Below are 23,307 nucleotides of genomic sequence, written 5' to 3'. Positions count from 1 at the left end.
GCTGTGCCGTACAACCCCGGCCGAACCTTCGGCAAGGGTCGCATCGCGGGTTAGATAGGTACGCCGTTGGCGTGTGCGAAGGCGGTGAGGGCCGGGCGCAGGGAATCGCCGTCGTGCATCCGGGCCATCTCGGTGTCGATCAGCTCGGTGATGGCGCCGGCATCGAGGCTCAGCACCATCGCCTTGACCGGGCCGATGGCGGCTGGCGACATCGACAGGCTGCGGTAGCCCAGCCCGATCAGCGCCATCGCGTCGAGCGGGCGGCCGCCGATCTCACCGCAGACCGTCACCGGGCAGCCGGCCGCATTGGCCCGCTCGGCAATCAGACGGAACGCCCGCAGGGCCGCGACGCAGAGCGGATCGAACCGGTCGGCGACGCGGCGGTTCTCCCGGTCGACCGCGAACAGGAACTGCATCAGGTCGTTCGAGCCAACCGAGAGGAAGTCGGCTTCCTTGGCGATCTCGTCGATCTGGAACAGCAGCGAGGGCACCTCGACCATCGCGCCGAGCCGGCATTCGGTCGGCAGCTGGTAGCCGTGACGGCGCAGATAGGCCTTCTCGCGCTCGACGATGCCCCGGGCGCGGACGAACTCGTCCACGGTGGCGACCATCGGAAACATGATCTTGAGCGGGTCGCCGTCGGCGGCCTTCAGCAGCGCGCGCAGCTGCATCCGCAGCAGAGCCGGCCGGTCGAGACCGATGCGGATCGCCCGCCAGCCGAGCGCCGGGTTCTCCTCCTCGAGCTTGGCCATGTAGGGCAGGATCTTGTCACCGCCGATATCGAGGGTCCGCACCGTCACGGGCTTGCCGGCCGAGGCCGCGAACACCTTGCGATAGAGCTCCTGCTGCTCTGCCGCCGAGGGCATGCGCTGGGCGACCATGAACTGCAATTCGGTGCGGAACAGGCCGACGCCCTCGGCGCCGGTCTCGTGTAGGTGGCTGAAATCGACCAGCAACCCGGCATTGAGCTGCAGGCCGACCCGCACCCCGTCCCGGGTCTGGGCCGGCACGTCGCGGAGCGCCCGGTACTGCTCCTGCCGGCGGGCGCGCAGGCGCACCATCTCGGCATAGGCGGCCTCGACCTCGGGGCCCGGTCGGACATGGATCTCGCCGGCCACACCGTCGACGATGATGGCATCGCCCGCGTCGCACAGGGCCGAGGCGTTCTCGACCTCGCCCACCGCCGGGATGCCGAGGGCCCGGGCGACGATGGCGACGTGGCTGGTCGGACCGCCCTCCTCCAGGACGATGCCGCGCAGGGTCGAGGAATCGTAGTCGAGGAGCGCCGCCGGCCCCATGGTCCGCGCCACCAGGATGGCGTTCTCGGGCAGCACGACGGTGCCGCCCGCCTCCGGCCCGGTCAACGTGCGCAGCAGCCGGTTGGCGAGGTCGTCGAGATCGTGCAGGCGCTCGCGCAGGTACGGATCCGACTGGCGCATCATCCGGGCGCGGTTGTCCGATTGCACCCGCTCGACCGCCGCCTCGGCGGTGAGGCCGGAGGCCACGGCCTCGCGCATCCGCCGGAGCCAGCCCTTGTCGTGGGCGAACATCCGGACGGTCTCCAGCACCTCACGCGATTCGGCGGTGCCGATCCGGTCGCCGCGCTCCACCAGCGCGTCGATGGCCGAGCGGACCTCCTCGATCGCCGCGTCGAGCCGGGCGACCTCGCGCTCGACATTCTCGGCGATCAGCGTCTTCACGACGACGCGGGGCTCGTGGAGCACCACGTGGCCCAGCCCGATCCCGTCGGCCAGCGCGATGCCGCGGGTGACCACCGGCCGGCGGGCGGCGGTGCCGGCATCGGGCGCCAGCCCTTCCAGCTCGCCCGAGGCGATCATCTCCGAGAGCACCATCGCGGTGGTCTGGAGCGCCTCGATCTCCTCCTCGGAATAGACCCGGTAGGTCTGGTTCTGCACGGTGAGCACGCCGAGCGTGTTGCCGGCCCGCAGCAGCGGCACGCCCAAGAAAGCGTGATAGGCCTCTTCCCCCGTCTCGGGCCGGTAGGAGAAGGCCGGATGGTTCTGGGCGTCCGACAGGGAGAGCGGCTCGGCGGTCCGCGCGATCAGGCCGACGAGGCCCTCGTCGGCATGCATCCGCGTCAGGTGGACCGCCTCGCGGTTCAGGCCTTCCGTGGCGAACAATTCGAGGGTGTTGTCGTCGCGCAGGACGTAGACCGAGCAGACCTCGGCCACCACGTTGGCGGCGATCAGGACGACGATGCGGTCGAGGCGCGCCTGGGGACTGACCGGCTCCGCCATCGCTTCGCGGAGGCGGCGCAGCAGCAGGCGCGGGCCTCCGGGCGCAGCGGGCATCGATTCGTCGTTCCAACGTGGCGAGTGGCCTTGGCGTCGACCACCCTGCAACCTTGGCGCCACCATCGCAACGGCCGGCGCCCGATGGACCGAGCCGCATTCCTCCAGAGCACCTCTGGGATCGGCGGAAAGGCCCGTGACTGTTCTAGCTCAAGACACCCGATCCGCTCCCGAAACCCCGCCCGATCGGACACGATTTCGAGCCCTTATCCAAGTCCCTATTTCAGGGCGCGCCCGACCGCCGAACCGGCATCCGTGCAGGCGGCAAGCGCTCTAAACTAGGCCCTTTCAGGATCAGGCCTGATCCAGGCCGTATAGCGAGTGGAGCGTGCGCACGGCAAGCTCCGTATAGGCCGCATCGATCAGCACGGAGAACTTGATCTCCGAAGTGGTGATTGCGCGGATGTTGATGCCCTTCTCGGCCAGAGCCCGGAAGGCTTTGGCAGCGACGCCCGCGTGGCTGCGCATGCCGACGCCGATCGCCGAGACCTTGACCACGTCGGTGGCGCCCTCGATCTGCGCGTAGCCGATCTGCGGGCTGGCCTGGTCGAGGATCGCCCGGGTGCGCTCGTACTCGGCGGCCGGCACCGTGAAGGTCATGTCGGTGGTGGACTGGTCGCCCGACACGGTCTGGATGATCATGTCGACGTTGATGTTCGCGTCGGCCAGCGGTCCGAAGATGGCGGCGGCCACGCCGGGGCTGTCCTTGACCTTGCGCAGGGTGATCTGCGCCTCGTCCCGGGAAAACGCGATCCCGGTGATGATCTGCTGTTCCACGATGTCGTCCTCGTCGCAGATGAGGGTGCCCGGGCGCGCGGCGTCCGGCGGATCGAAGGAGGACCGGACCGTGGTCGGCACCCGGTGGACCATGGCGAGTTCCACCGAGCGGACCTGCAGCACCTTGGCGCCGAGCGACGCCATCTCCAGCATTTCCTCGAAGGTCACGCGCTCCATGCGCCTGGCCTTCGGCACGATCCGCGGATCGGTGGTGTAGACCCCGTCCACGTCCGTGTAGATGTCGCAGCGCTCGGCCTGGATCGCGGCCGCCACGGCCACCGCCGAGGTGTCCGAGCCGCCGCGCCCGAGGGTGGTCACCCGGCCGGTTTCGGCATGGATGCCCTGGAAGCCGGCGATCACCGCGACCTCGCCCTTGGCGAAGCCCGCTTCGAGGTTCTTCGGGTCGATCTCGGCGATGCGGGCGGACCCATGCGCGTCCGAGGTCACCACGGGGATCTGCCAGCCCTGCCACGAGCGGGCCTTGATGCCGTCCTTCTGCAGGGCGACCGCCAGGAGGCCGGCGGTGACCAGCTCGCCCGAAGCGACGACGGCGTCGTACTCGCGCGGGTCGTAGAGCGGGTTGGCGTCCTTGACCCAGTCGACCAGCTCGTTGGTCTTGCCGGACATGGCCGACACGATCACGGCGACCTCGTAGCCGGCCGCGACCTCGCGGGCGACGTGGCGGGCCACGTTGCGGATGCGCTCGACATTGGCGACGGAGGTGCCGCCGAATTTCATCACCAGACGGGGCATGTTGGTTCTTTGCGGATTCCCGACGTCTGGGAGAGGGACCGCCCTGGCGGGTCCCGGACAGTGCCCGGCGGGTACAAGCGGCTCGGCAGGGTGTCAACAACCGCCCGGGCATGGCTCCGGCGCCGCGGCGACGGCCCTAGGACAGGCATGCTATGGCGGCGCAGGACCTGTCCCGCCGGCCCATAAACCCCGATCGCTCAGCGAGCGCCGTGGTTTCCGGCTATGGGCGGACAGGACCGGTAGATCGTCTGGACGGAACGCGCATGGACAGGGCAGCCACGAATCCCGGCACGGACGGCTTCGTCGATCGCGGCGAGGTCGCGCGGTTCGACGCGCTCGCCGCCACCTGGTGGGACGAGGCCGGGCCGATGCGGGTGCTGCACCGGTTCAACCCGGTGCGGCTCGCCTATATCCGCGACGCGCTGTGCCGGCGCTTCGGTAGGGATCCGCAGACGCCGTTTCCGCTGGACGGGCTGACGATCTGCGATGTCGGCTGCGGCGGCGGGGTGCTGTCGGAGCCGCTGGCCCGGCTCGGCGCCAAGGTCACCGGCCTCGATCCCGCGGAGCAGAACATCGCGGTCGCCCGCGCTCATGCTGAAGCGGCCGGCGTGCCGGTGGATTACCGCGGCGAGACCATCGAGGCGGTGGTCGCCGCCGGCCAGAGCTTCGACGCCGTGCTGATCATGGAGGTGGTCGAGCATGTCTCGGATAGGACGGCCTTCGTGCGCACCGCCGGCGCGGCGGTGAAGCCCGGCGGCATGCTGTTCGGGGCGACCCTCAACCGGACGCTGCGCTCCTTCGCGCTGGCCATCGTCGGCGCCGAGTACGTGCTCGGCTGGCTGCCGCGGGGCACCCACGATTGGGCAAAGTTCGTGACGCCGGAAGAGTTCGCCCGCGCGATCCGGGCCGGCGGCCTCGACGTCACCGACACGGTCGGCGTCGCCTACAATCCGCTGACCGATGGGTGGCGCACCAGCCGGGACAAGGCCGTGAACTACATGGTCGCGGCCGAGCGCCGGGGCTGAACCGGAGCCGCCGTTCGCGGTTGAGACCGCAGCGGAGGCTTGAACGATGCTGGAAAAGATCCCCCACGCGGTTGGCGAGGCCCTGTCCGGGCTCAAGGCCGGGGTCGAGAAGACCGCCTACGACGCGGCCTTCGGGGATGTCCCGGAGACGCTGACGCTGACGAGCCCTGCCTTCGCGGATCATGGCGAGATCCCCGCCCGCTTCACCGCCGACGGGCCTGGGCTCTCGCCGCCGCTCGCCTGGAGCGGTTTGCCGACCGGCACCGCCGCGCTGGTCTTGCTGGTCGAAGACGCCGGCAGCCCGACGCCGCAACCGCTCGTTCACCTTATCGTGTGGGCCCTCTCGCCCGCCACCGCCGGACTGGACGAGGGCGCACTACCGAGCCCCGACCGGCCGGAGGCCGCCGAGTCGAGCCTTGGCAAGAACAGTTTCCTGCGTCCGGAATGGCTCCCGCCCGATCCGCCGAGCGGCCACGGACGCCACGATTACCATTTCCAGCTCTACGCCATGGGAAGCAGCCTCGATCTTCCCGCGCATCCCGGCCGGGGGGCTCTCCTCGATGCGATGCGTGGGCGGGTGATCGGCAAGGGCCGGCTGGTGGGAGGCTATGCCCGCCCCTGAACCCGCTCATCGATGAACGGGGATGGGATCGCGGCCCTGGGCCGTTTGCGTTGTACGGGCTGCCGCGCCGGGCTACTGAGTCGACCAGATACCGCCTTCGCGGACAAGCACTTCACCTTTTTTGGAGCGGACTCTGTGGGCTTGGATGCGCGCCCGAGGCGGCAGAACAGCGAAATCGTCGCGCGCGCCCTCGCCGCCACGAATGTCGGGACCTGGGAATGGCGGTTCGCGGACGATGTCGTGCGCTGCGACTCCGTAGCGGCGACGATGCTGGGCATTCCCCGGGCGGCGACCGGGCGCGGCACCACCTACGCGCTGTTCTTCGATCGGATCCATCCGCAGGATCGTCCGCGTATCGAGTCGATCGTGAAGAACCTCCAGCGTTACGGCGGCCTCTACGTCGCCCAGTACCGCACGGTCCTGGCGCCCGACGACGTGCGCTGGGTCCTGGCGCGCGGCCGCTTCGTCATGGGCCCGGACGGGCTGGTGAGCGAGGCGCGCGGCATCGTCATCGACGTGACCGAGAGCAGCCGGGACGGCTATATCGACGAGGCCGCCTTCTGCGCGATCGATGGCCAGCGCAGCGGGATCGACCGCGTGGCCGAACTGGCCCTGGCGCTGTTCACGGCGGCCGAAGGACTGACGGGCTCCGATTTCGAGCGCTTGAAGCCCCTGATGGACGGGCTGCTGCACGAGATCGGTCGGCAACTGGTGGGAACCGCCGCGGTGCCGCAGCTCGACAGCGTGCATTGAGACGCTGCGCCTGCGACGCCTTGCCTTGCGGTGGCGAATCCTGATATGGCGGCGCCATCCCGCGATGCGTGTGCCGTGATCGCTGGACGCGATCGTCGCGTCCCGCTTCGTGACCACGTTCCCGATCCCCCGTGAATGGACGGCCCCACCCGGGCTCGAGAAACCGATGAAGATCCGTAATTCCCTCAAGTCCCTGCGCGGCCGTCACCGCGACAACCAGCTCGTGCGCCGCAAGGGCCGGGTCTACGTGATCAACAAGACCCAGAAGCGCTTCAAGGCCCGCCAGGGCTGAAGCCTGTCGCGCGGCCTCGGCCGGGTGTATCAATACGAAAACAGCCGCGCCCGTCCGGGTTGCGGCTGCTTTCGCGTGCGCGGCACCGCGGCACGTTGACGAGCAAGGCACCCGCGCACACTCTGGCGCCATGATGCCGACCCGCCTCCTCGCCGCCCTGGTCTGCCTGCCGGTCCTCGTATCTGGCGCCTCTGCGGCCCCGGATGCCGGACGGTCCGGCCGCACGGCACCCGAGGCGAAGCCAGCGCCGAAGCCCGTGAGCCTCGACGACCTGTTCGCACGCCTGCGCGCCAGCGAGGATCCGGCCGAGGCGAAAGGCATCGCCAAGCTCATCGAGCGCCGCCTCGACACCTCCGGCAGCCCGACCGCGGACCTGCTCACCGACCGCGCCCGTCAGGCCATCGCGGCCCACGACTTCCCCCTGGCCGCCGAGCTGATGGACCGGGTCACCGCCCTGGAGCCGAACTGGCCCGAAGGCTGGAACCGGCGCGCCACGGTGTTCTGGCTCCTGACCGACAAGGACGACGCCATCGCCGACCTGCGCCGCGCCCTGGTGCTGGAGCCGCGCCATTTCGAGGCCTGGGCCGCCATGGGGCGGATCTACGAATCCCTCGACGACAAGGCCCGGGCGCTAGCGGCCTTCCGCCGGGCCAAAGCGCTCTATCCGACGATGGAGAAGATCGGCGAGGCGGTCGACCGCCTCGCCCCGGAGGTTGACGGCCGCGACCTGTGAACCGGGTGGCCGCCCTCCTCCTTACGACCCTCGCCCTCCCCTTCGCGATCCTGGGTCTGATCCTCGCGCTCGGCGCGGTGGCGAGCCTCGTCATCGCCCTGCGGGTCGGCGCCGAGAATCCGCCGGCCGGGCCCTTCATCGAGGTCCCCGGCGGACGGCTGGCGACCATCCAGGCCGGGCCGGCCGACGGCCCCCCGCTGATCCTGCTGCACGGGGCCTCGGCCAACGCCTCCGACCCGATGGAGGGCATCGGCCGCAGGCTTGCCGAGAAGGGCTTTCGGGTGATCGCCTTCGACCGGCCGGGCTTCGGCTGGAGCGACCGCATCGACGGCAGCGAGGCCGCCGCACCGGCGGTCCAGGCCCGGATCATCGCGGAGGCGCTCGAAAAAATGGGCGTCGGGCCGGCGGTGGTGTTCGGCCATTCCTGGGCTGGCGCTCTGGGCCTGGCGCTCGCCCTCGATCATCCCGAGCGAGTCTCCGGCCTGGTCCTTGCGGCCCCCGTCGCCATGCCGATGCCGGCGCGGATGCTGGTGCTGCCCTGGTACTGGCGGCTGGCGCTGAAACCGCCGGTGACATGGCTGCTGAGCCGCACCGTCGGGCCGCCTCTGGCCCAATATTATCTCCCTGAGACGGCCAAGCGGGTCTTCCTGCCACAACAGTCGACACCCGGATACGCCGAGGCGGTCCGCGCCGCCCTGGTGCTGCGGCCCGGAACCCTGCTCGCCAACGTGCAGGATCTCGTCGGCCTGCCGGTCGCCTTGGCCGTGCAGAGCCCGCGCTACGGCGACCTCCGCGTCCCGACCCTGGTGATCTCCGGAGAGGCCGATCCGATCGTCCGCAGCGAGACCCAGGCGATCCCGCTGGCGAAGGCGATCCCCGGTGCCCGGCTCGTGCTGCTGCCGGGGATCGGACACATGCTCCACTTCGTGGCGTCCGAGCGCCTGACCGAGGAGATCGCCCGGTTCGCAGGCGAGCGGCGTGAGGCGGCGCCGCTCCTCAAAGATTAGACCTCACGCCTTCTCGGCGTGTTCCCTGGTGATGAAGGTGAGCCGCACGAGATTCGTCGCCCCGGGCGTCCCGAAGGGCAGGCCGGCCACCACGATCACCCGGTCGCCCACCGCGGCGAACTTTTCGCGGACCGCGAATTTGGCGGCGCGGAACGACATGTCGTCCACGTCGCTGGCATCCTTGGTCACGATCGGGTGCGTGCCCCAGGCGAGCGCCAGGCGCCGAGCGGTCTCGCGCCTTGGCGTCAGGGCGATCACCGTGGCGTTCGGGCGCTCGCGCGACAAGCGCAGGGCCGTCGAGCCGGAATTGGTCCAGGCCATGATCGCGTCGAGGTTCAGGGCGTCGACCATCTGGTGGGCTGCCGCCGCGATGGCGTCGGCGGCGGTCTCGTCTGGGGTCGCGCTCTGCGCCCGGATGATCGACCAGTAGACCGCGTCGCGCTCCACCTGCTCGGCGATGCGGTTCATCGTTTCCACGGCGCCGACCGGGAAGGCGCCCGACGCGCTCTCGGCCGAAAGCATCACCGCGTCCGCGCCCTCGTAGACGGCGGTGGCCACGTCCGAGACCTCGGCGCGGGTCGGGACCGGCGCCGTGATCATCGATTCGAGCATCTGGGTCGCCACCACCACGGGCTTGCCGAAGCGGCGGGCGCTGCGGGTGATCCGCTTCTGCACGCCGGGCACCTGCTCCAGCGGCATCTCCACGCCGAGATCGCCGCGGGCGACCATCAGGCCGTCCGAGATCTCGATGATCTCGTCGAGGCGGGTCAGGGCCTGCGGCTTCTCGATCTTGGCCATCACCAGGGCGCGGCCGGCGCAGACCTTCTTGACCTCGGCCACGTCCTCGGGCCGCTGGACGAAAGAGACAGCGATCCAGTCGGCACCGGCATTGAGGCCGGCATCGAGATCCGCCCGATCCTTCTCGGTCATCGCCGGCACCGGGATCACTGTGTGGGGCAGCGACACGCCCTTGCGGTTCGAGATCTTTCCGCCGACCTCGACGCGGGTGACGGCGCGGTTCTCCGAGGTCTCGAGAACGGTCAGCCGCAGCTTGCCGTCGTCGAGCAGGATCGCGTGGCCGGCCTCCAGGGCTTCCAAAATCTCCGGATGCGGCAGGTGGCATCGGCCGGCATCGCCGGGCGTGGGGTCGCCGTCGAGCACGAAGGTCGCGCCGGTCTCGATCATCACGGCGCCCTCCGCGAAGGTGCCGAGCCGGAGTTTTGGCCCCTGCAGATCGACCAGGATGCCGATCGGGTGCTTGGCCTCGCGCTCGATCGCCCGGATCACCTCGACCTTCTCGGGCAGTTTTTCGCGGGGCAGATGGCTCATGTTGAGCCGGAACACGTCCACGCCCGCCCGGAACAGGCGTTCGATCATCTCCGGCGAATCCGAGGCCGGCCCGAGGGTGGCGACGATCTTTGTGCGGCGCGAGCGTTTCAAGCGTGATCCTCCGGGTATTCCGCCGCGTCCGCGCGCGGTCTGCCCGCGGCGGCGTCGGTTCGGTTCGTTGGGTGGCGGTGTAGGCATCCCGCCCGGGGCAGCGTCAAGGGCGCGGCGGCGCCCTTACGGCTTGGCCGGCGCGTCCGCCCGGTTGGGATCGGTGAGCTGGATCGTCCAGCTCTTCTGCTCGCCGGTATCGACCTCGAAGAAGCCGTTCCGATCGTAGCCGCGGGCGAGGCAATCCTCGACGCCGCGGATCGTGAACTCGGAATCGCGGGTGCACATCAGCGAGCGTCCGCTCCACTCGCCACCGCGCGTGTAGTCGACCGCGAACACGTAGTAGAACCGTGCCGCCAGCGCGCCCTTGAGCAGGGTCTCGCAGGCCTTCGGCGCCAGATCCCACCAGCCCTCCGTCACCCAGCCCTGCGGGTCCCGGTAGCCCAGCGAGATGCCAACCTTGCTGGCGGTCTGGTTGCACAGGCGCAGATCGGCCTTGGCTGGGCCGGCGCCGAGCAGAGCGACGCCGACACCCAGGACCACCGACAGTGCGAGCGGCGGCGCGAACAGCCTCCCAAAAATTCTACCCGACGAGGATGATGCGGCAATCGTTGACATTGGTGCGGGTCGGGCCGGGGTTCACGAGGTCGCCAAGGGCCGCGAAGAATGCGGTCGAGTCGTTCTGCGCCAGCATCGCGGCCGGGTCGAGGCCGGCGGCGCGGGCGCGTTCCAGGGTGGTCGGGTCGACCAGGCCGCCGGCCGGGTCCGTGGCGAGGCCGCGTCCGCCGTCTGTGCCGTCGGTGTCGGCGCTGATCCCGTAGATGCCGGGCTCGCCGTCGAGCGCTACGGCGAGCGCGAGGGCGTATTCCTGGTTCGGGCCGCCATGGCCCTCGCCCCGGATGGTGACGGTGAGCTCGCCCCCCGAGATCAGCGCCACGCGCTGGCCCGCGGCCTTGTAGCGCTTGGCCTCGCTCGCATGCACGGCGGCGATTTCCCTTGCCTCGCCTTCGAGGTCGGCGCCGAGCATGATCGGCTCGTAGCCTGCCTCGCGCGCTGCGGCGGCGGCGGCTTCCAGGGCGTCGATCGGCCGGGCGATGATGCGGTACTCGGCCCGGGCGAAGGCGGGGTCGCCGGCCTTCGGTGTCTCGTTGTTCGGGTCGTTCAGCAGACGGATCGCCGTCTCCGGCAGCGGGATGCCCCGGCGCTCGCAGATCGCGCGGGCATCGGCCAGGGTCGAGGGATCGGGCACGGTCGGGCCCGAGGCGATCACCGCCGGATCGTCGAAGGGCACGTCGGAGATCGCGAGCGTCAGGATCCGCCGGGCGTTGCGCGCCGCGACCGCGAGCCGGCCGCCCTTGATCCGCGAGATGTGCTTGCGGACCGTGTTGATCTCGCCGATCGGCGCGCCGGAGCGCAGCATCGCCCGCGTGATCGCCTGCTTCTCGGCGAGCGTCAGCTCCCCGGCCGGGGCGATCCAGTTGGCCGAGCCGCCGCCCGAGAGCAGCACCAGCACCTCGTCGTCCGGGCCGGCCTCGGTGGCGAGCCGCAGCGCCTCCTGGGTGGCGGCGATGCCGGCCTCGTCGGGGACCGGATGGCCGGCCTCGACCATGTGGATGCCCGGCGCGTCCTGGCCGTAGCCGTGGCGTGCCACCGCGAGGCCGACGATCCTGTCGTCGCCGAGCCCATGCTGCTGCCGGTAGAACCGGCTCGCCACCGCGCTCATGCTGCCCGCCGCCTTGCCGGCCGCCAGGATGATCAGGCGGCCCGGGCTCGGCGCCGGCAGGTGCGCCGGCAGGCACAGGTCCGGATGGGCGGCGCGGATGCCGGCATACAGCAGGGTCTCGAGGAGCGCGCGCTGTTGCAGGACGGCGGGGTCGGCGATCGGCGGGACGGTCTCGGGCATGGCGTCGGACGGGCTCCTCACTGTGATTTGCGCGTGCGATCCCCGCCCATTCGTTGGTGGGCGGCGGGCCCGTTTCTTGCCGTGAGCGCACGTTCTTTGATAGGCATCGTGCCTTGTCAGGTGATCTGCCCGAGCCGCCGCCTTACGGCAAGCGCGATCGGCGGCCTCACGCACATCCAACCCTCGGAGCCCCGTGACCCGTCCGGAGACAGAAGCGCGCGCCCCGGCCCCGCACCCGTGCGAAATCATCCCGGGCGATCCCGCCTGCGGCCTCGTGATCGCCTGCGACCACGCCTCGAATTTCGTGCCTCCGGATATCGCGCTCGGCGTGCCGGAATCCGAGTTCGGCCGGCACATCGCCTACGATATCGGCGCGGCGGCGGTGACCCGCGGGCTCGCGGCCCGGCTGAATGTGCCGGCGATCCTGACGAACTTTTCTCGCCTGATCATCGACCCGAACCGCGGCCGGTCCGATCCGACCCTGGTGATGCGCCTCTCCGACGGCGCCGTGGTGCCGGGCAATGCCCGGATCGACGAGGCCGGCAAGCAGGCCCGGATCGCGCGCTTCTACGCGCCGTTCGACGCCGCGATCGACGAAGCGGTCGCGGCTGCCCAGGCCGCCGGGCGCCCGCCGGCGATCCTGACCATGCACAGCTTCACGCCCTACTGGCGCGGCATCGCCCGGCCCTGGCAGGTCGGCATCCTGTACGATCGGGACGCGCGCTTGGCACGCCCGCTAATCGAATCCCTGGAGGCCGATCCGGCCGGGCTCACGGTCGGCGACAACCAGCCCTACGGCGGCGGCCTGCCGGGCGACACGATCGACCGCCACGCCACCGCCCGCAGCCTGCCCAATGCCCTGGTTGAGATCCGCCAGGACCTCATCGCTGGCGCGGCCGGCCAGGAGGAATGGGCCGAGCGCTTCGCCCGCATCCTGCGCCCGCTGATCGCGGCTTGATCGGGACGCGGCCGATCCCGAGATCCGTGCGACCGATCCTCAACCGGAAAGCGTTTCCCACGATGCCCGAGATCGACCCGCAGACCCAGACCGAACTCGAAGCCGCGGTGTTCCGCCGGCTCGTGTCGCATCTGCGCAACCGCACCGACGTGCAGAACATCGACCTGATGAATCTGGCGGGCTTCTGCCGGAACTGCCTGTCGAACTGGCTCAAGGATGCCGCCGACGAGACCGGCGTGCCGCTCACCAAGGACGAGAGCCGCGAGGCGGTCTACGGGATGCCGTATGCCGAGTGGAAAGCTCTGCATCAGGCCGAGGCGAGCCCGGAGCAGCAGGCAGGATTCGCCGCGTCTCAGGCCAAGGATCACTGACCGGGCGAGAGGGGCCGCGAGAATCGGCTAAGCTTCCGGTAAGTTCGGCCCGTTAACCACCGGTCCAGGGCGCAACCGCGCCGCGCATCCCGGAGAGCCCCATGAACGCCCATTCGATGCCCAGTGCAGCAGCCCAGCGGCCCGGCGGCGACGTCTCGTCGGCCGAGGGCGTGGCCGCCGACGAGCTGAAGCAGTTCATCGAGCGCCTGGAGCGCCTCGAAGAGGAGAAGGCCGGCATCATGGGCGACATCAAGGAGGTGTTCGCCGAACTGAAGGGCCGGGGCTTCGACGCGAAGGCCGTGCGCACGATCATCCGGATCCGCAAGCAGGATCACAGCGAGCGCCAGGAGCAGGAGGCGATCCTCGAGCTCTACATGCAGGCCCTCGGCATGGCGTAGGGCACACGCCGCCGGACTGACACCAAGTTCGGCGGACGGAGCGAAATCTGAGATGAGAAGGGCCGCACCCAAACAGGTGCGGCCTTTTCTCGTTCGGGTCTCAATACCTGGGTTGCGCTGCCCTTAGCCCCAAAGCCCGTTCGACGGCATGATCCCAGTCGAACAGGCTCTGATCGACGGGACATCCCAGTTCTCCCCCTCATCCTGAGGTGCTGCGCAGCAGCCTCGAAGGAGCCCTCCAGGGATCGCGCGGCTGGCTGGAGGGCTCCTTCGAGGGCTTCGCTTCGCTACGCCACCTCAGGATGTGGGCGCGGGTGGGAAAGGCCGCTCAGGATGAGGGCGCGGATGGGAAAGGCCGGTCGAACGACCGCTCAATGCCCCCCGGCGGCGTGTATCTCCTCGACCAAGCCCAAGGTCCGGCCCGGATATCCGGCGGCATCGAAATACCGGGTCTCGCCGACCGTCTGATAGTTCAGCACCGTCACGATGCCGGCGGCATCCGGCTCCGAGCGGCGGACGTGCTTCTCGGCCGCGGGCCGGGCGCCGTTGACCATCGCCTCCGTCAGGACCCGGCCGACCAGCTTGCCCTTGTTGGGGATGTCGAGATCCAGGATCCGGGCGATGGTCTTGCCGAGATCGGCGTTGCTCGCCGGGATGTCGCTCTCCAGGCCGCCGCGGAAGTCCGGGCCGACCCCGCCCATGACGTTGCGGGTGTCGGAGCGGGCGAAACTGCCGTGCATGCCCTGGCCCTGCTGGAGAGTGGTGTCCGACACCTCGACGCCGCAGGTGGTGGGATCGGCGCAGCCCGTGGAGAAGCTGCGGAAGTTCACCACGATCGCCGGCATCGGGGTCAGCGCCGATCCGTCGAGGGCGATGGACGAGAGCGGCAGGGTCCCGGGGATCGCGCCGAGCGCGTCGCTGACGAACAGGCCGCTGACGTAGTCCTGCCGGGACAAAGCCTCGACCACCTTCCGGGCCAGCGCCTTGTCGCTGTTCGGCACGTAGACGAGGTCCGAGCCGCCATTGGCCGCCACCACCACGTCGGGCTTCACCGGATCGGATCCGATCAGGCCGTTGGCCCGGCTCGGGAAGGTCCCGGCCTCGACCTTCGCGCCCTTCGCGTCCGGGTCGAACAGGGTCAGGCCGAGATCGTGCGCGAGATCGATAGCGAGGAAGCCCGGCGGCAGCTGCCGGGCCGGCACGCCCTTGTAGGAGTCCGAGGCGGCGTAGCTCGTGGCGCTCTCCTTCGAGATCGTCGAGAAGCCGTGATCCGAGGTGAGGACGACGTCGGTGGTGTCGGCCAGGCCCTGCTCGCGCAGGGCGGTCAGCAAGGCAGCGAGGTTGTCGTCGGCGTTGCGGATGGCGGCGAGGCTCGTCGGCCCGTTGATGCCGGGCACCAGCCGCCCGAGACTGTCACCGTGATTGTGCTGTGTCCCGTCGGGATCGCGCGACCAGAACACCAGCACGAACGGCTTCTGCCGGGCCTTGAACAGCGGCAGCACCGCCTTGGTCGCGACGGAGGCGAAATAAGCCTGCTGCTCGACATTGGCCGCGACCGTGCCGGGCGTCTCGGCGGTGCCAGCCTGGCCGTTAGCGCCGCGGGTCGGCGCCTGGTCCGGCAGGCTGACTTCCTTCAGGCGGGCGCGGAACGCGTCGCCGAGCGGGATGCCGCCGGCCCGGCCGGTGCTGTCGTCGATGTGGATGTTGTACTGGCCGGAGCGCTCGGTGTGGTCGAAGACCAGGGAGGGCCCGAGCTTGCCGATGCTGGCGGTGGAAAAACCCTTGGCCCGGGCGGCCTTCAGAATCGTCTCCTCGTTGAGGTAGTTGCCGGCGAAATGCTCGTCGACGTCGCCGAGCACCGGGTCGCTCTCGAGGAACGGAGTCAGGCTGTCGCCGGCGCCGGGCACCGGGAAGGCCGTGTAGATCGTGTTCCCGAACTGGCCGGTATCGCCGAGCATGTGGCCGGTCGCCATCGCGGTGGCGTTCGGCATGGTGAAGGTCGGGAACATCGAGTGCGTGTTGGTGAAGCGCACGCCGGTCTTCATCAGCCGGTCCATGGTCGGCGCGTTCTGCGCGTTCACCATCCCGGCCCTCAGGCCGTCGGCGACGAACAGGACGACGTTGTGGGGCCGCGTCTCGGCGCGAGCGGCGCTGGAGGCGCACAATCCGACGAGGCAGGCAACGATGACGCGACGCATAAGGAATCTCCGACCGATCCGGGGAGCGGCGTGGCCGGGGAAGATTACAGCGCTGTGACAGGAACGAGCCCTGCGCCGCCGCCGGCCGCGCGGCTTCGCGTCGAATAGGTATGCGCGCGACTGCTGGAACGGACGATCAGCGCCTGAAGAACTGCGGCGTAGACGGGCGAAGACATAAGACAGGCCGTCTCAAGCCTATTCACAGACGATCCGATAACCGGGGACATTCGCGTATGTCTTTTAACCTGCACCGTCATTGCGAGCGCAGCGAAGCAACCCAGTGCGGCGCGCGATCTCCGACCGTAGCGTGTCCCTGGGTCGCTTCGCTGCGCTCGCGATGACGGTGAAGGCTGCTGTGCACGCTCCCATCGGCGATCGTATGAGAGCCTGTTTGACCGGCTTTTCCCATCCTCGGCCTCATCCTGAGGCGACGGAGCGTAGCGGAAGCCTCGAAGGAGCCCTCCAGCCAGCCGCGCGATCCCTGGAGGGCTCCTTCGAGGCTGCTGCGCAGCACCTCAGGATGAGGGGAGAGATCAGGATCTCCGTCGATCAGAACCGTCCTTCGACTGCGATCGTGCGGTCAAACAGGCTCTGAAACGAAAACGGCCGCGATCTTCCGATCGTGGCCGCCTCGTATCCTTATGCCGCTCTGTTACGCCGCCTTGGGCTTGGTCCGGTTGAGCAGCTTGCGGTTCACCAGCACCTCGGCGATCTGCACCGTGTTCAGGGCGGCGCCTTTGCGCAGGTTGTCCGACACGCACCAGAAGTTCAGGCCGTTCTCGATGGTCGCGTCCTCGCGGATGCGCGAGATGTAGGTCGCGTCCTCGCCGGCCGCCTCGTGCGGGGTCATGTAGCCGCCGTTCTCGCGCTTATCGATCACCAGAATACCCGGCGCTGAACGCAGGATCTCGGTGGCCCGCTCGGCCGAGAGCGGACGCTCGAACTCGACGTTCACCGCCTCCGCATGCCCGATGAAGACCGGCACGCGGACCGCCGTGGCGGTCAGCTTGATCTTCGGGTCGAGCATCTTCTTGGTCTCGGCGACCATCTTCCACTCTTCCTTCGTGTAGCCATCCTCCATGAACACGTCGATGTGGGGGATGACGTTGAAGGCGATGCGCTTGGTGAACTTGCCGCCTTCCTTGATGTCGCCGGCGGTGAACACGGCGCGGGTCTGGTTGAACAGCTCGTCCATCGCCTCCTTGCCGGCGCCGGAAACCGACTGGTAGGTCGAGACCACGACGCGCTTGATCGTAGCCGCTTCGTGCAGGGGCTTCAGCGCGACGACCAGCTGGGCGGTCGAGCAGTTCGGGTTGGCGATGATGTTGCGCTTGGTGAAGCCCACGATCGCGTCGGCATTCACCTCGGGCACGATCAGCGGCACGTCCGCGTCGTAGCGGAACGCCGACGAGTTATCGATCACCACGCAGCCCTGCTGACCGATCCGGGGCGACCACTCCTTGGAGGTCTCGCCGCCCGCCGACATCAGGCAGATGTCGGTGTCGGAGAAGTCGTAGGTGTCGAGGGCTTTGACCTTGAGCGTTTTGTCGCCGAAGGAAACTTCCTGACCCTGGCTGCGGCGCGAGGCCAGCGCCACGACCTCGTCGGCGGGGAAGGCCCGCTCGGCCAGGATATCCAGCATCTCACGGCCCACGTTGCCCGTGGCGCCTACGATGGCGACCTTGTAACCCATCTCTCGTCTCCGCGCGGAAAGCCCCGACCGTTCCGGGTGCCGCGCTCATGCCAGCAAACTCGGCCGAAGGATCGTTCGCGCCGAAGGGGCGCCCGCCAAACGGACGCGGCCGCGAACCCGCACGAGGTGGGGGCGACGGCCTCTGCGAGCAAGGCGCCGAAGGGGCGAGGCTGTCAAGGCCGGCGCAGCCGCGGCAAGGATCGATTCACCCTGTCGCGGGAATGCCGGGCATGACGCCCGGTTGGGGGGTGGTGATCAACCCAGCGCGGTGATGATCGAGCGCGGCCGACACCAGCGGCCGTCCGCACGGGACATCATGCAGAGCGACCATCCGAGTGGTGAGGCGAGAAAAGCGTCCGGCGAACCGGAGGGGCGGCGCACGCTGTCGCTCGCCGGTCTCGGCCTGCGCCTGGTCGTCGCCTCGGCGATGATCGCCGCGCTCTGTCTCTACGCGCGGAAGCCGCCGGGCGTGCCGCAGCAGGCCGTCGCGGAACAGGTCGCGACCCCGTTCGTGCCCGCCACGCCGGCACTCAAGGCCCCTTTAGCGGCGACCCCCGTCCGGTTCGGGCTTGCCGAGCCCGGTCTCGATCCGGTCCGGGTCGCGGCTGCTCGGATCGACCCGGCCACCGGTTTGCGTGAAGACGCGCTGGCGCGCGGCGCCTTCGAGGCGGTCGAGGCCCCGGCGCTTCGGGTAACGCTGGCGCGCGGGAACGCGGCGGGCCCGGCGCCCGGCCTGTTCATCCTGCTGGCCCGCCGGGCTGCCACCGACGGACCGGCGCTGGCCGTGATTCGGACCGGCCCAGGCGGTCGGATCGCCACCAAGTTCGGCGCCGTGGAGACCCTGGAGGTCACCCTCGGCGGCGCCACGCGGCGGACCTGCACCGGCTTCGTCAGCCGCGAAACCGCGTTCCGGCTCGACGGCTGGCTCTGCGCGCCGCTCGGTCATCCCCCCGAGGCGCGGGCCCTGGGCTGCATGATCGACGCCCTGAGCCTCGACGACCCGGCCGATCCCGACGCGACGGCGGCCTTCCTGGCGCCCCGGACGGACCGTGGATGTTCAGTAACCACGGTCGCGGATGCCACCGAACCGACCGGCTCGATCGGTCGTCGGCGGGCGCACACGAAAAAATGAGGCCAGAATACGGCAAATCGCCGAAGCTCGGCCATTTTCGCGGAACCACAGCCTCACTCAAGCGTCGTTCTATCAAAGGCGGCGAACTGTTAAGCTTCGGTCGCCATACTGATGGCACTCACAGACAAGGTTGGCCATGCGCTCGCTTAAGATCGCTCTTCTCGGCGTCATCGCCGCCACCGGCTTCGGCGCCCTGGCGTCCGTGCCCGCCCAGGCCCAGGATGGTTTCGGCCCGGGTCGCGTCTACAGCGTCAGCCGTCCGCTTCCGATCCGCGTCCGTCCGCGCAGCTGGCTCGACGCCGGCAACGTCCCGCTGACCTCCAACGTTCCGGGCGCCGGCGGTTCGCGGAACCCGGCCCTGAACCCCTACCTGATTGCCGCCTCGAACCAGCTGACCCCGGTCTACGGTCGCAACGATCGCTTCGACAGCGGCCAGCTGCCCGACCCGATCACCAACGGTCCGTTCATCGGCGCGCGCTCCTCGGCGATCCGCAATGTCGACCTGTCTTTCGTCGACCGGATCGACCCGACTTCGCCGCTCTACGGCCGCCCATACTAAGCGGAGCGTCCTTTTCGAGGTTGAGAAGCGCGGGCCCTGGGGTCCGCGCTTTTCGCTTTTTTGGGGACTTCCCCTCGCACCACCTCATCCTGAGGTGTGAGCGAAGCGAGCCTCGAAGGAGCCCTCCAGCCGGCCTCGCGATCCCTGGAGCTCTCCTTCGAGGCCCAGCGATCTCTGATCGCCGGGCACCTCGGGATAAGGAGCTACGGGCTTACACAGGTTTGAGGCGCAATCGCATTTTCAGGTCTCGACGCGCCCCCTCTCCCGTTCGGGAGAGGGTTGGGGTGAGGGACCAGGTCTTTCCGGACAAGGCGCATCCCTCACCCTGTCCCTCTCCCGCACGGGAGAGGGGACCCGCGCCTTCTGCGCCCACGGCATGATCACGGCTATGGTCGAAACCCGTATAGGCCGGAGGGATAAGGGGGAGAGGGTGGTAAGACCGCCGCGTATCTGATCGCTGCGTCTCCTTCGCGATGACGGCCCAGGCGATGCTCTACTTCACCTGCACGCTGTCGACGACTTCACGGAACTTGGCAAGCACGCCCGTGCGCTGATCCTCGCGCACAACCCCGAGGGCGCGCAGATACCCGTCCGGATTGAACCGGATCGTTTGCGAGACAACCACGGGGACGTTGGTCGGCATGTCGACGGCCCGGGCCACGATCTCGTGCCAATCGACGCCGTTCGAGCGGTAGCTCTGCGCCCGCTCGATGATGAAATCCTTCATGGTCTGGTTCGAGGCCAGGGCCGCCCGGGCGAAGCCGTCCCGCTGCTCCGCGGTGGGCGGTTGCTGGACCGCCTGGGCCAGGACCAGGATCGGCTGCTCTAGGTTCTGCATCTGGTCCTTCGGCCCGGCCGTGAGCAGGACGGAGTTGCCGGCCAGCACCCGCACCGGGCGGAAGCCCGCCATGTTGCCGATCCGGAACGGCAGCGCCTCGACCTGCTGGTCGAGGGTCAGGGCCGGGCGCAGGGTGACGCCGGTCACCAGCTTGCGCATCGTCTCCTCGGTCTCGGCATCCGGGAGTGCCTGGGCGATGATCAGGCCGGTGACGGTGGGCGTGCCGACGACGAGAATCCACTTGCGGATCGCGTGCGCGGAGGCGTTGGGATCGGCGGGCTGCTCGCCGGTGTAGAGCATGCCCTCGTTGTCGCCGACCTTGACCTCCTCGCGCTTCTCCACGGAAAAACCCTGGCTCAGCAGGTTGGCGTCGGTGAAGCCGCTGACCATCTCGGCGAAGGCGTTCGGCGGCAGCTCGACCACCGACACGGTGGCACCGCCCTCCTTGCGCTCAAAGCCCGAGAAGCGCCGCGACAGCGCCATGTCGGCGGGCGGCTCGAATCCGAAGCGGGAGCCCGGCGGATAGACCGGCTCAGCGGCATGCGCCGCGGAGCCGAGCCCGGCCATCAGGACGGCCAGGGACAGAACCCGCCCGAGACGCAGCGTCAGGTTACGCACCAGCATCGGAAACCGGTTCTCCTTGGGCCATGGCCCATGCGGCCTCGCCTTGTGCGATGGGTCCGACGGCCGGCTGCCGGTGTCAAGCGCTTGCGGGATCAGGAGATCGGGAGGCCCGCCGGCCAGCGCTCACGCATGGGCGGCGCTGACCCGGCGCAGCGTCAGGTTGCAGCGGCCGCCGGCTGGCAGGAAGCCCGGCAGCGGGTTCTCGGTGAGCAGGTCGTTCTCCGGGTAGAGGCGGTCGACCCCGTGATGGATCAGGCGCGAGGCGCCGCCGATCACCAGGGCATCGCCGGGATGGAGCCGGACCGAGCGGGTCGGATCGGAGCGCTGCAGGCCGCCGTAGCGGAACAGGGCCGCCGCGCCCAGCGACAGGGAGACGACCGGGGCGGAGAAATCGGCCTCGTCGCGATCCTGGTGCAGGCTCATCCGGGCGTCCGGGGCGTAGAGGTTGATCAGGCAGGCTTCCGGCGGTGCCGGAAACGCAGCCAGCGCGTCCCAGACGGCCAGGGCGGTCCGCGGGATCGCGGGCCATGGAGCGCCGGTCTCGGGGTGGGTTGGCTGGTAGCGGTAGCCGCTCCGGTCGGACACCCAGCCGAGCGGCCCGGCATTCGACATCCGCACCGAGAACGGTTTTCCGGTGCGCGGCATGCAGGGCGTGACGGGCGGCGCGGACGCGAGCACGGCGGCCACCTCGGCGGCGAGCCGGGCGCGGGCCGCCGGATCCAGAAAGCCCGGATGGTGGATCAGCCCTGGTGCGAGTTCGGTCGCCAATCAGCGGCCCGCTTCGTCGTCGCGGGCCAGGATCGCCTTGGAGGCGACCGTGGTGTCGGCGGCGAGCCGGTAGACCAGCGGCACGCCGGTCTTGATCTCCAGGCCGGCGATCGTGTCGGGACCGAGATGGTCGAGCACCATCACCAGGGAGCGCAGCGAATTGCCGTGGGCCGCCACCAAGACCCGCTGCCCGGCCATCACCCGGGGCAGGATCGTCTCGATATAGTAGGGCAGGACCCGGGCGGCGGTGTCCTTGAGGCTCTCGCCGCCGGGCGGCCGCACATCGTAGGAGCGCCGCCAGAGATGGACCTGCTCCTCGCCCCATCGGGCGCGGGCATCGTCCTTGTTGAGGCCGGCGAGGTCGCCGTAATCGCGCTCGTTCAGCGCCTGCGACCGCACGACTTGGAGATCCGAGAGACCCATCTCCTCCAGCATCAGCGCGCAGGTGCGCTGCGCCCGGACCAGCTCGGAGGTGAAGGCGATGTCGAACCCGTAGCCCGCCCGCTTCAGGGCGCGACCGGCCGCCCGCGCCTCGTCGACGCCGCGCTCGGTGAGCCCGGGGTCGCGCCAGCCGGTGAACAGGTTCTTGAGGTTCCACTCGCTCTGGCCATGGCGAGCGAGGACGAGCAGGCGCTCCATCGGCAGATCAGGTCCCCTTGTGAGATTCTAGAGGTGAGAGTCTAGAGCCCGAGCACGTCCGCCATCGAATAGAGCCCCGGCGGCTTTGGGTGCGCCCAGAGCGCGGCCTTGACGGCGCCGGCGGCGAACAGCCCGCGATCGGCGGCGTGGTGGCTGATGGTCAGGGTCTCGCCGGCTCCGGCGAAGATCACGCTGTGGTCCCCGACCACGGAGCCGCCCCGGAGGGTGGCGAAGCCGATATCGCCCGGCCGGCGCGCGCCGGTATGCCCGTCCCGGGTCGAGACCCGCACGTCCTTGAGGTCGACGCCGCGTCCCTCCGCGGCGGACTCGCCGAGGAGCAGGGCGGTGCCCGAGGGCGCATCCACCTTCAAGCGGTGGTGCATTTCGGCGATCTCGATGTCGAACTCGTCGCCCAGCGCCTTGGCGACCCGGCGCACCAACTCGGCCATCAGGTTGATGCCGAGCGACATGTTGCCGGAACGCACGATGCGCGCGTGATAGGAAGCCGCCTTGAGCTTGGCGAGATCGTCCTCCGACAGGCCGGTGGTCCCGACCACGTGGACGATGCGGGCCTGGGCGGCCAGCTCGGCGAATTGCACGGTGGCGGTGGGGGCGGTGAAGTCCAGCACGCCGTCGGCGGTGGCGAAGGCCTTCAGCGGGTCGTCGGTCACCGGCACGTCGAGGGGGGGAAGCCCGGCCAGTACACCGGCATCCTGCCCGAGGGTCGGCGAGCCCTCGCGCTCGATCGCCGCCGCCAGGGTGCAGCCCTCGGCCTGGGCCACCGCCCGCACCAGCATCCGCCCCATGCGCCCGTCCGCGCCGACCACTACGAGCCGCATTCACGTTTTCCTGTGTCGTTCCGTCCCCGGCGAGCCTGGCCGAAGTCAGGGGCGCCATCAATGGGCCGGACCGTCGGTTAGGGATAGTTCCGATCGCGGGCTTCCGCATCGTCTCACTAGGAGCCCGACGCGGAAGCCCGCTATAAGCTCAGTCCTTCTCGGGGGCGATCGCCTCGAGGCCGCCGATATGCTTCTGCGCGTAGAGCGGCAGGCCGATCTGCTTGATCAGCTCGAGCTGGGTCTCGAGGAAGTCGATATGGCCTTCCTCGTCCTCGGCGAGCTGCTCGAACAGATTCTTCGACACGCGCTCGTTGATCGACTCGCAGTACTGCGCGGCTTCGAGATAGAGGCTGCGCGCGCCGTTCTCGGCGGCGAGGTCGCACTCGATGATCTCCTGCACGGTCTGGCCGATTCGCAGCGGCTCCAGCTCCTGCAGGTTCGGGAAGCCGTCGAGGAACAGGATCCGGTCGATGAACCGGTCCGCGTGGTTCATCTCCTCGATCGATTCCTTGCGCCAGAACTTGGCGAGATCGATATAGCCCCAGTCATTGAGCATCCGGAAATGCAGCCAGTACTGACTGACCGCAGTCAGCTCGCTCTTCAGGCCGCGATTCAGGTACTCGATGACCTTGGTGTCGCCCTTCATGGCCCCCGTACTCCCAACAGCTATTCTGGC

General features: G+C 69.4%; 23 protein-coding genes. 11 read left to right on the top strand and 12 right to left on the bottom strand.

Translation table 11 applies throughout. The features are described from left to right. Positions 1–50: 50 nt before the first annotated feature. Complete coding sequence (ptsP, locus tag MKK67_RS04145) at positions 51–2,312, bottom strand: phosphoenolpyruvate--protein phosphotransferase (protein WP_243962402.1); 2,262 nt, start codon at positions 2,310–2,312, stop codon at positions 51–53. A 294-nt stretch (positions 2,313–2,606) separates the two neighbouring features. Then, entirely contained in the window at positions 2,607–3,842 is a 1,236-nt protein-coding gene (locus MKK67_RS04140; protein WP_243962401.1) for an aspartate kinase, read from the bottom strand. Positions 3,843–4,105: 263 nt separating this feature from the next. On the opposite strand from MKK67_RS04140, the gene ubiG reads away from it, so the two are divergent. The 6 genes from ubiG to MKK67_RS04110 all read left to right on the top strand — a co-directional run bounded on the left by ubiG (position 4,106) and on the right by MKK67_RS04110 (position 8,274). Continuing rightward, on the top strand, positions 4,106–4,867 hold the full coding sequence (gene ubiG / locus MKK67_RS04135; RefSeq protein ID WP_243962400.1) for a bifunctional 2-polyprenyl-6-hydroxyphenol methylase/3-demethylubiquinol 3-O-methyltransferase UbiG: 762 nt from the start codon (positions 4,106–4,108) through the stop codon (positions 4,865–4,867). A gap of 46 nt (positions 4,868–4,913) precedes the next feature. After that, positions 4,914–5,489: a YbhB/YbcL family Raf kinase inhibitor-like protein gene (locus MKK67_RS04130; protein WP_243962399.1), complete on the top strand. Its 576-nt coding sequence runs from the start codon at positions 4,914–4,916 to the stop codon at positions 5,487–5,489. A 135-nt stretch (positions 5,490–5,624) separates the two neighbouring features. Further along, the gene (locus tag MKK67_RS04125) at positions 5,625–6,242 is read left to right on the top strand and encodes a PAS domain-containing protein (RefSeq protein WP_243962398.1); all 618 of its coding nucleotides are present in this window, start codon (positions 5,625–5,627) and stop codon (positions 6,240–6,242) included. Positions 6,243–6,408: 166 nt separating this feature from the next. Next, positions 6,409–6,534 (top strand): type B 50S ribosomal protein L36, encoded by a 126-nt coding sequence (gene ykgO, locus MKK67_RS04120; RefSeq protein ID WP_003601867.1) that lies wholly within the window; start codon positions 6,409–6,411, stop codon positions 6,532–6,534. A gap of 130 nt (positions 6,535–6,664) precedes the next feature. Further along, positions 6,665–7,267 carry a tetratricopeptide repeat protein gene (locus MKK67_RS04115; protein ID WP_243962397.1) on the top strand — a complete coding sequence of 201 codons (603 nt, stop codon included), beginning with the start codon at positions 6,665–6,667 and terminating at the stop codon, positions 7,265–7,267. After that, on the top strand, positions 7,264–8,274 hold the full coding sequence (locus tag MKK67_RS04110; protein ID WP_243962396.1) for an alpha/beta fold hydrolase: 1,011 nt from the start codon (positions 7,264–7,266) through the stop codon (positions 8,272–8,274). Before MKK67_RS04115 ends, MKK67_RS04110 begins: the two co-directional genes overlap by 4 nt. 3 nt (positions 8,275–8,277) lie before the next feature. Here MKK67_RS04110 and pyk read toward each other — a convergent pair whose 3' ends face one another. From pyk to MKK67_RS04095, 3 genes are all read right to left on the bottom strand, one after another. Next, positions 8,278–9,714 (bottom strand): pyruvate kinase, encoded by a 1,437-nt coding sequence (gene pyk, locus MKK67_RS04105; RefSeq protein WP_243949423.1) that lies wholly within the window; start codon positions 9,712–9,714, stop codon positions 8,278–8,280. A gap of 123 nt (positions 9,715–9,837) precedes the next feature. Then, a complete protein-coding gene (locus MKK67_RS04100; RefSeq protein WP_243962448.1) occupies positions 9,838–10,248 on the bottom strand; it encodes a DUF1036 domain-containing protein in 411 nt (136 codons plus the stop codon). A gap of 46 nt (positions 10,249–10,294) precedes the next feature. Then, the gene (locus MKK67_RS04095) at positions 10,295–11,614 is read right to left on the bottom strand and encodes a glycerate kinase (RefSeq protein ID WP_243962395.1); all 1,320 of its coding nucleotides are present in this window, start codon (positions 11,612–11,614) and stop codon (positions 10,295–10,297) included. Positions 11,615–11,807: 193 nt separating this feature from the next. Between MKK67_RS04095 and MKK67_RS04090 the strand changes: the two genes are divergently transcribed. From MKK67_RS04090 to MKK67_RS04080, 3 genes are all read left to right on the top strand, one after another. After that, complete coding sequence (locus tag MKK67_RS04090; RefSeq protein ID WP_243962394.1) at positions 11,808–12,572, top strand: N-formylglutamate amidohydrolase; 765 nt, start codon at positions 11,808–11,810, stop codon at positions 12,570–12,572. Between the two features lie 62 nt (positions 12,573–12,634). After that, positions 12,635–12,943, top strand: coding sequence for a DUF1244 domain-containing protein (locus MKK67_RS04085; protein ID WP_243962393.1), 309 nt, complete (start codon positions 12,635–12,637; stop codon positions 12,941–12,943). Between the two features lie 116 nt (positions 12,944–13,059). Continuing rightward, on the top strand, positions 13,060–13,341 hold the full coding sequence (locus MKK67_RS04080) for a DUF2312 domain-containing protein (RefSeq protein WP_243962447.1): 282 nt from the start codon (positions 13,060–13,062) through the stop codon (positions 13,339–13,341). A 371-nt stretch (positions 13,342–13,712) separates the two neighbouring features. On the opposite strand, the gene MKK67_RS04075 is transcribed toward MKK67_RS04080, so the two are convergent. Both MKK67_RS04075 and MKK67_RS04070 read right to left on the bottom strand, forming a co-directional pair. Further along, entirely contained in the window at positions 13,713–15,539 is a 1,827-nt protein-coding gene (locus tag MKK67_RS04075; RefSeq protein ID WP_243962392.1) for an alkaline phosphatase family protein, read from the bottom strand. A 652-nt stretch (positions 15,540–16,191) separates the two neighbouring features. Continuing rightward, a complete protein-coding gene (locus tag MKK67_RS04070) occupies positions 16,192–17,232 on the bottom strand; it encodes an aspartate-semialdehyde dehydrogenase (RefSeq protein ID WP_243962391.1) in 1,041 nt (346 codons plus the stop codon). Positions 17,233–17,548: 316 nt separating this feature from the next. On the opposite strand from MKK67_RS04070, the gene MKK67_RS04065 reads away from it, so the two are divergent. Then, positions 17,549–18,364, top strand: coding sequence for a hypothetical protein (locus MKK67_RS04065; protein WP_243962390.1), 816 nt, complete (start codon positions 17,549–17,551; stop codon positions 18,362–18,364). 136 nt (positions 18,365–18,500) lie between these two features. Beyond that, on the top strand, positions 18,501–18,923 hold the full coding sequence (locus MKK67_RS04060; protein WP_243962389.1) for a hypothetical protein: 423 nt from the start codon (positions 18,501–18,503) through the stop codon (positions 18,921–18,923). A gap of 493 nt (positions 18,924–19,416) precedes the next feature. Here MKK67_RS04060 and MKK67_RS04055 read toward each other — a convergent pair whose 3' ends face one another. From MKK67_RS04055 to bfr, 5 genes are all read right to left on the bottom strand, one after another. Beyond that, complete coding sequence (locus tag MKK67_RS04055) at positions 19,417–20,385, bottom strand: hypothetical protein (RefSeq protein WP_243962388.1); 969 nt, start codon at positions 20,383–20,385, stop codon at positions 19,417–19,419. A gap of 123 nt (positions 20,386–20,508) precedes the next feature. Next, complete coding sequence (locus MKK67_RS04050) at positions 20,509–21,153, bottom strand: alpha-ketoglutarate-dependent dioxygenase AlkB (protein ID WP_243962387.1); 645 nt, start codon at positions 21,151–21,153, stop codon at positions 20,509–20,511. After that, entirely contained in the window at positions 21,154–21,792 is a 639-nt protein-coding gene (locus tag MKK67_RS04045; protein WP_243962386.1) for a 2,3-bisphosphoglycerate-dependent phosphoglycerate mutase, read from the bottom strand. It abuts the gene before it with no gap. 41 nt (positions 21,793–21,833) lie between these two features. After that, on the bottom strand, positions 21,834–22,631 hold the full coding sequence (dapB, locus tag MKK67_RS04040) for a 4-hydroxy-tetrahydrodipicolinate reductase (RefSeq protein WP_243962385.1): 798 nt from the start codon (positions 22,629–22,631) through the stop codon (positions 21,834–21,836). Positions 22,632–22,779: 148 nt separating this feature from the next. Further along, positions 22,780–23,277 carry a bacterioferritin gene (gene bfr / locus MKK67_RS04035; protein ID WP_243962384.1) on the bottom strand — a complete coding sequence of 166 codons (498 nt, stop codon included), beginning with the start codon at positions 23,275–23,277 and terminating at the stop codon, positions 22,780–22,782. Positions 23,278–23,307 lie beyond the last annotated feature (30 nt).

Origin of the sequence: Methylobacterium sp. J-072 (assembly GCF_022829425.1) — a bacterium.
GTDB lineage: Bacteria > Pseudomonadota > Alphaproteobacteria > Rhizobiales > Beijerinckiaceae > Methylobacterium.
Note: the sequence above shows the minus strand (reverse complement) of the source record. Positions and strands in the feature narration are given on the sequence as shown.

What these genes read in the sequence shown, in the direction of transcription:
- MKK67_RS04085 (WP_243962393.1), top strand. Translation starts at nt 12,635, where the DNA reads ATGCCCGAGATCGACCCGCAGACCCAGACCGAACTCGAAGCCGCGGTG.
- MKK67_RS04070 (WP_243962391.1), bottom strand. Translation starts at nt 17,232, where the DNA reads ATGGGTTACAAGGTCGCCATCGTAGGCGCCACGGGCAACGTGGGCCGT.
- MKK67_RS04115 (WP_243962397.1), top strand. Translation starts at nt 6,665, where the DNA reads ATGATGCCGACCCGCCTCCTCGCCGCCCTGGTCTGCCTGCCGGTCCTC.
- MKK67_RS04130 (WP_243962399.1), top strand. Translation starts at nt 4,914, where the DNA reads ATGCTGGAAAAGATCCCCCACGCGGTTGGCGAGGCCCTGTCCGGGCTC.
- ptsP (WP_243962402.1), bottom strand. Translation starts at nt 2,312, where the DNA reads ATGCCCGCTGCGCCCGGAGGCCCGCGCCTGCTGCTGCGCCGCCTCCGC.
- MKK67_RS04075 (WP_243962392.1), bottom strand. Translation starts at nt 15,539, where the DNA reads ATGCGTCGCGTCATCGTTGCCTGCCTCGTCGGATTGTGCGCCTCCAGC.
- MKK67_RS04080 (WP_243962447.1), top strand. Translation starts at nt 13,060, where the DNA reads ATGCCCAGTGCAGCAGCCCAGCGGCCCGGCGGCGACGTCTCGTCGGCC.
- MKK67_RS04065 (WP_243962390.1), top strand. Translation starts at nt 17,549, where the DNA reads ATGCAGAGCGACCATCCGAGTGGTGAGGCGAGAAAAGCGTCCGGCGAA.
- ykgO (WP_003601867.1), top strand. Translation starts at nt 6,409, where the DNA reads ATGAAGATCCGTAATTCCCTCAAGTCCCTGCGCGGCCGTCACCGCGAC.
- MKK67_RS04055 (WP_243962388.1), bottom strand. Translation starts at nt 20,385, where the DNA reads ATGCTGGTGCGTAACCTGACGCTGCGTCTCGGGCGGGTTCTGTCCCTG.
- MKK67_RS04095 (WP_243962395.1), bottom strand. Translation starts at nt 11,614, where the DNA reads ATGCCCGAGACCGTCCCGCCGATCGCCGACCCCGCCGTCCTGCAACAG.
- ubiG (WP_243962400.1), top strand. Translation starts at nt 4,106, where the DNA reads ATGGACAGGGCAGCCACGAATCCCGGCACGGACGGCTTCGTCGATCGC.
- dapB (WP_243962385.1), bottom strand. Translation starts at nt 22,631, where the DNA reads ATGCGGCTCGTAGTGGTCGGCGCGGACGGGCGCATGGGGCGGATGCTG.
- bfr (WP_243962384.1), bottom strand. Translation starts at nt 23,277, where the DNA reads ATGAAGGGCGACACCAAGGTCATCGAGTACCTGAATCGCGGCCTGAAG.
- MKK67_RS04045 (WP_243962386.1), bottom strand. Translation starts at nt 21,792, where the DNA reads ATGGAGCGCCTGCTCGTCCTCGCTCGCCATGGCCAGAGCGAGTGGAAC.
- MKK67_RS04060 (WP_243962389.1), top strand. Translation starts at nt 18,501, where the DNA reads ATGCGCTCGCTTAAGATCGCTCTTCTCGGCGTCATCGCCGCCACCGGC.
- MKK67_RS04140 (WP_243962401.1), bottom strand. Translation starts at nt 3,842, where the DNA reads ATGCCCCGTCTGGTGATGAAATTCGGCGGCACCTCCGTCGCCAATGTC.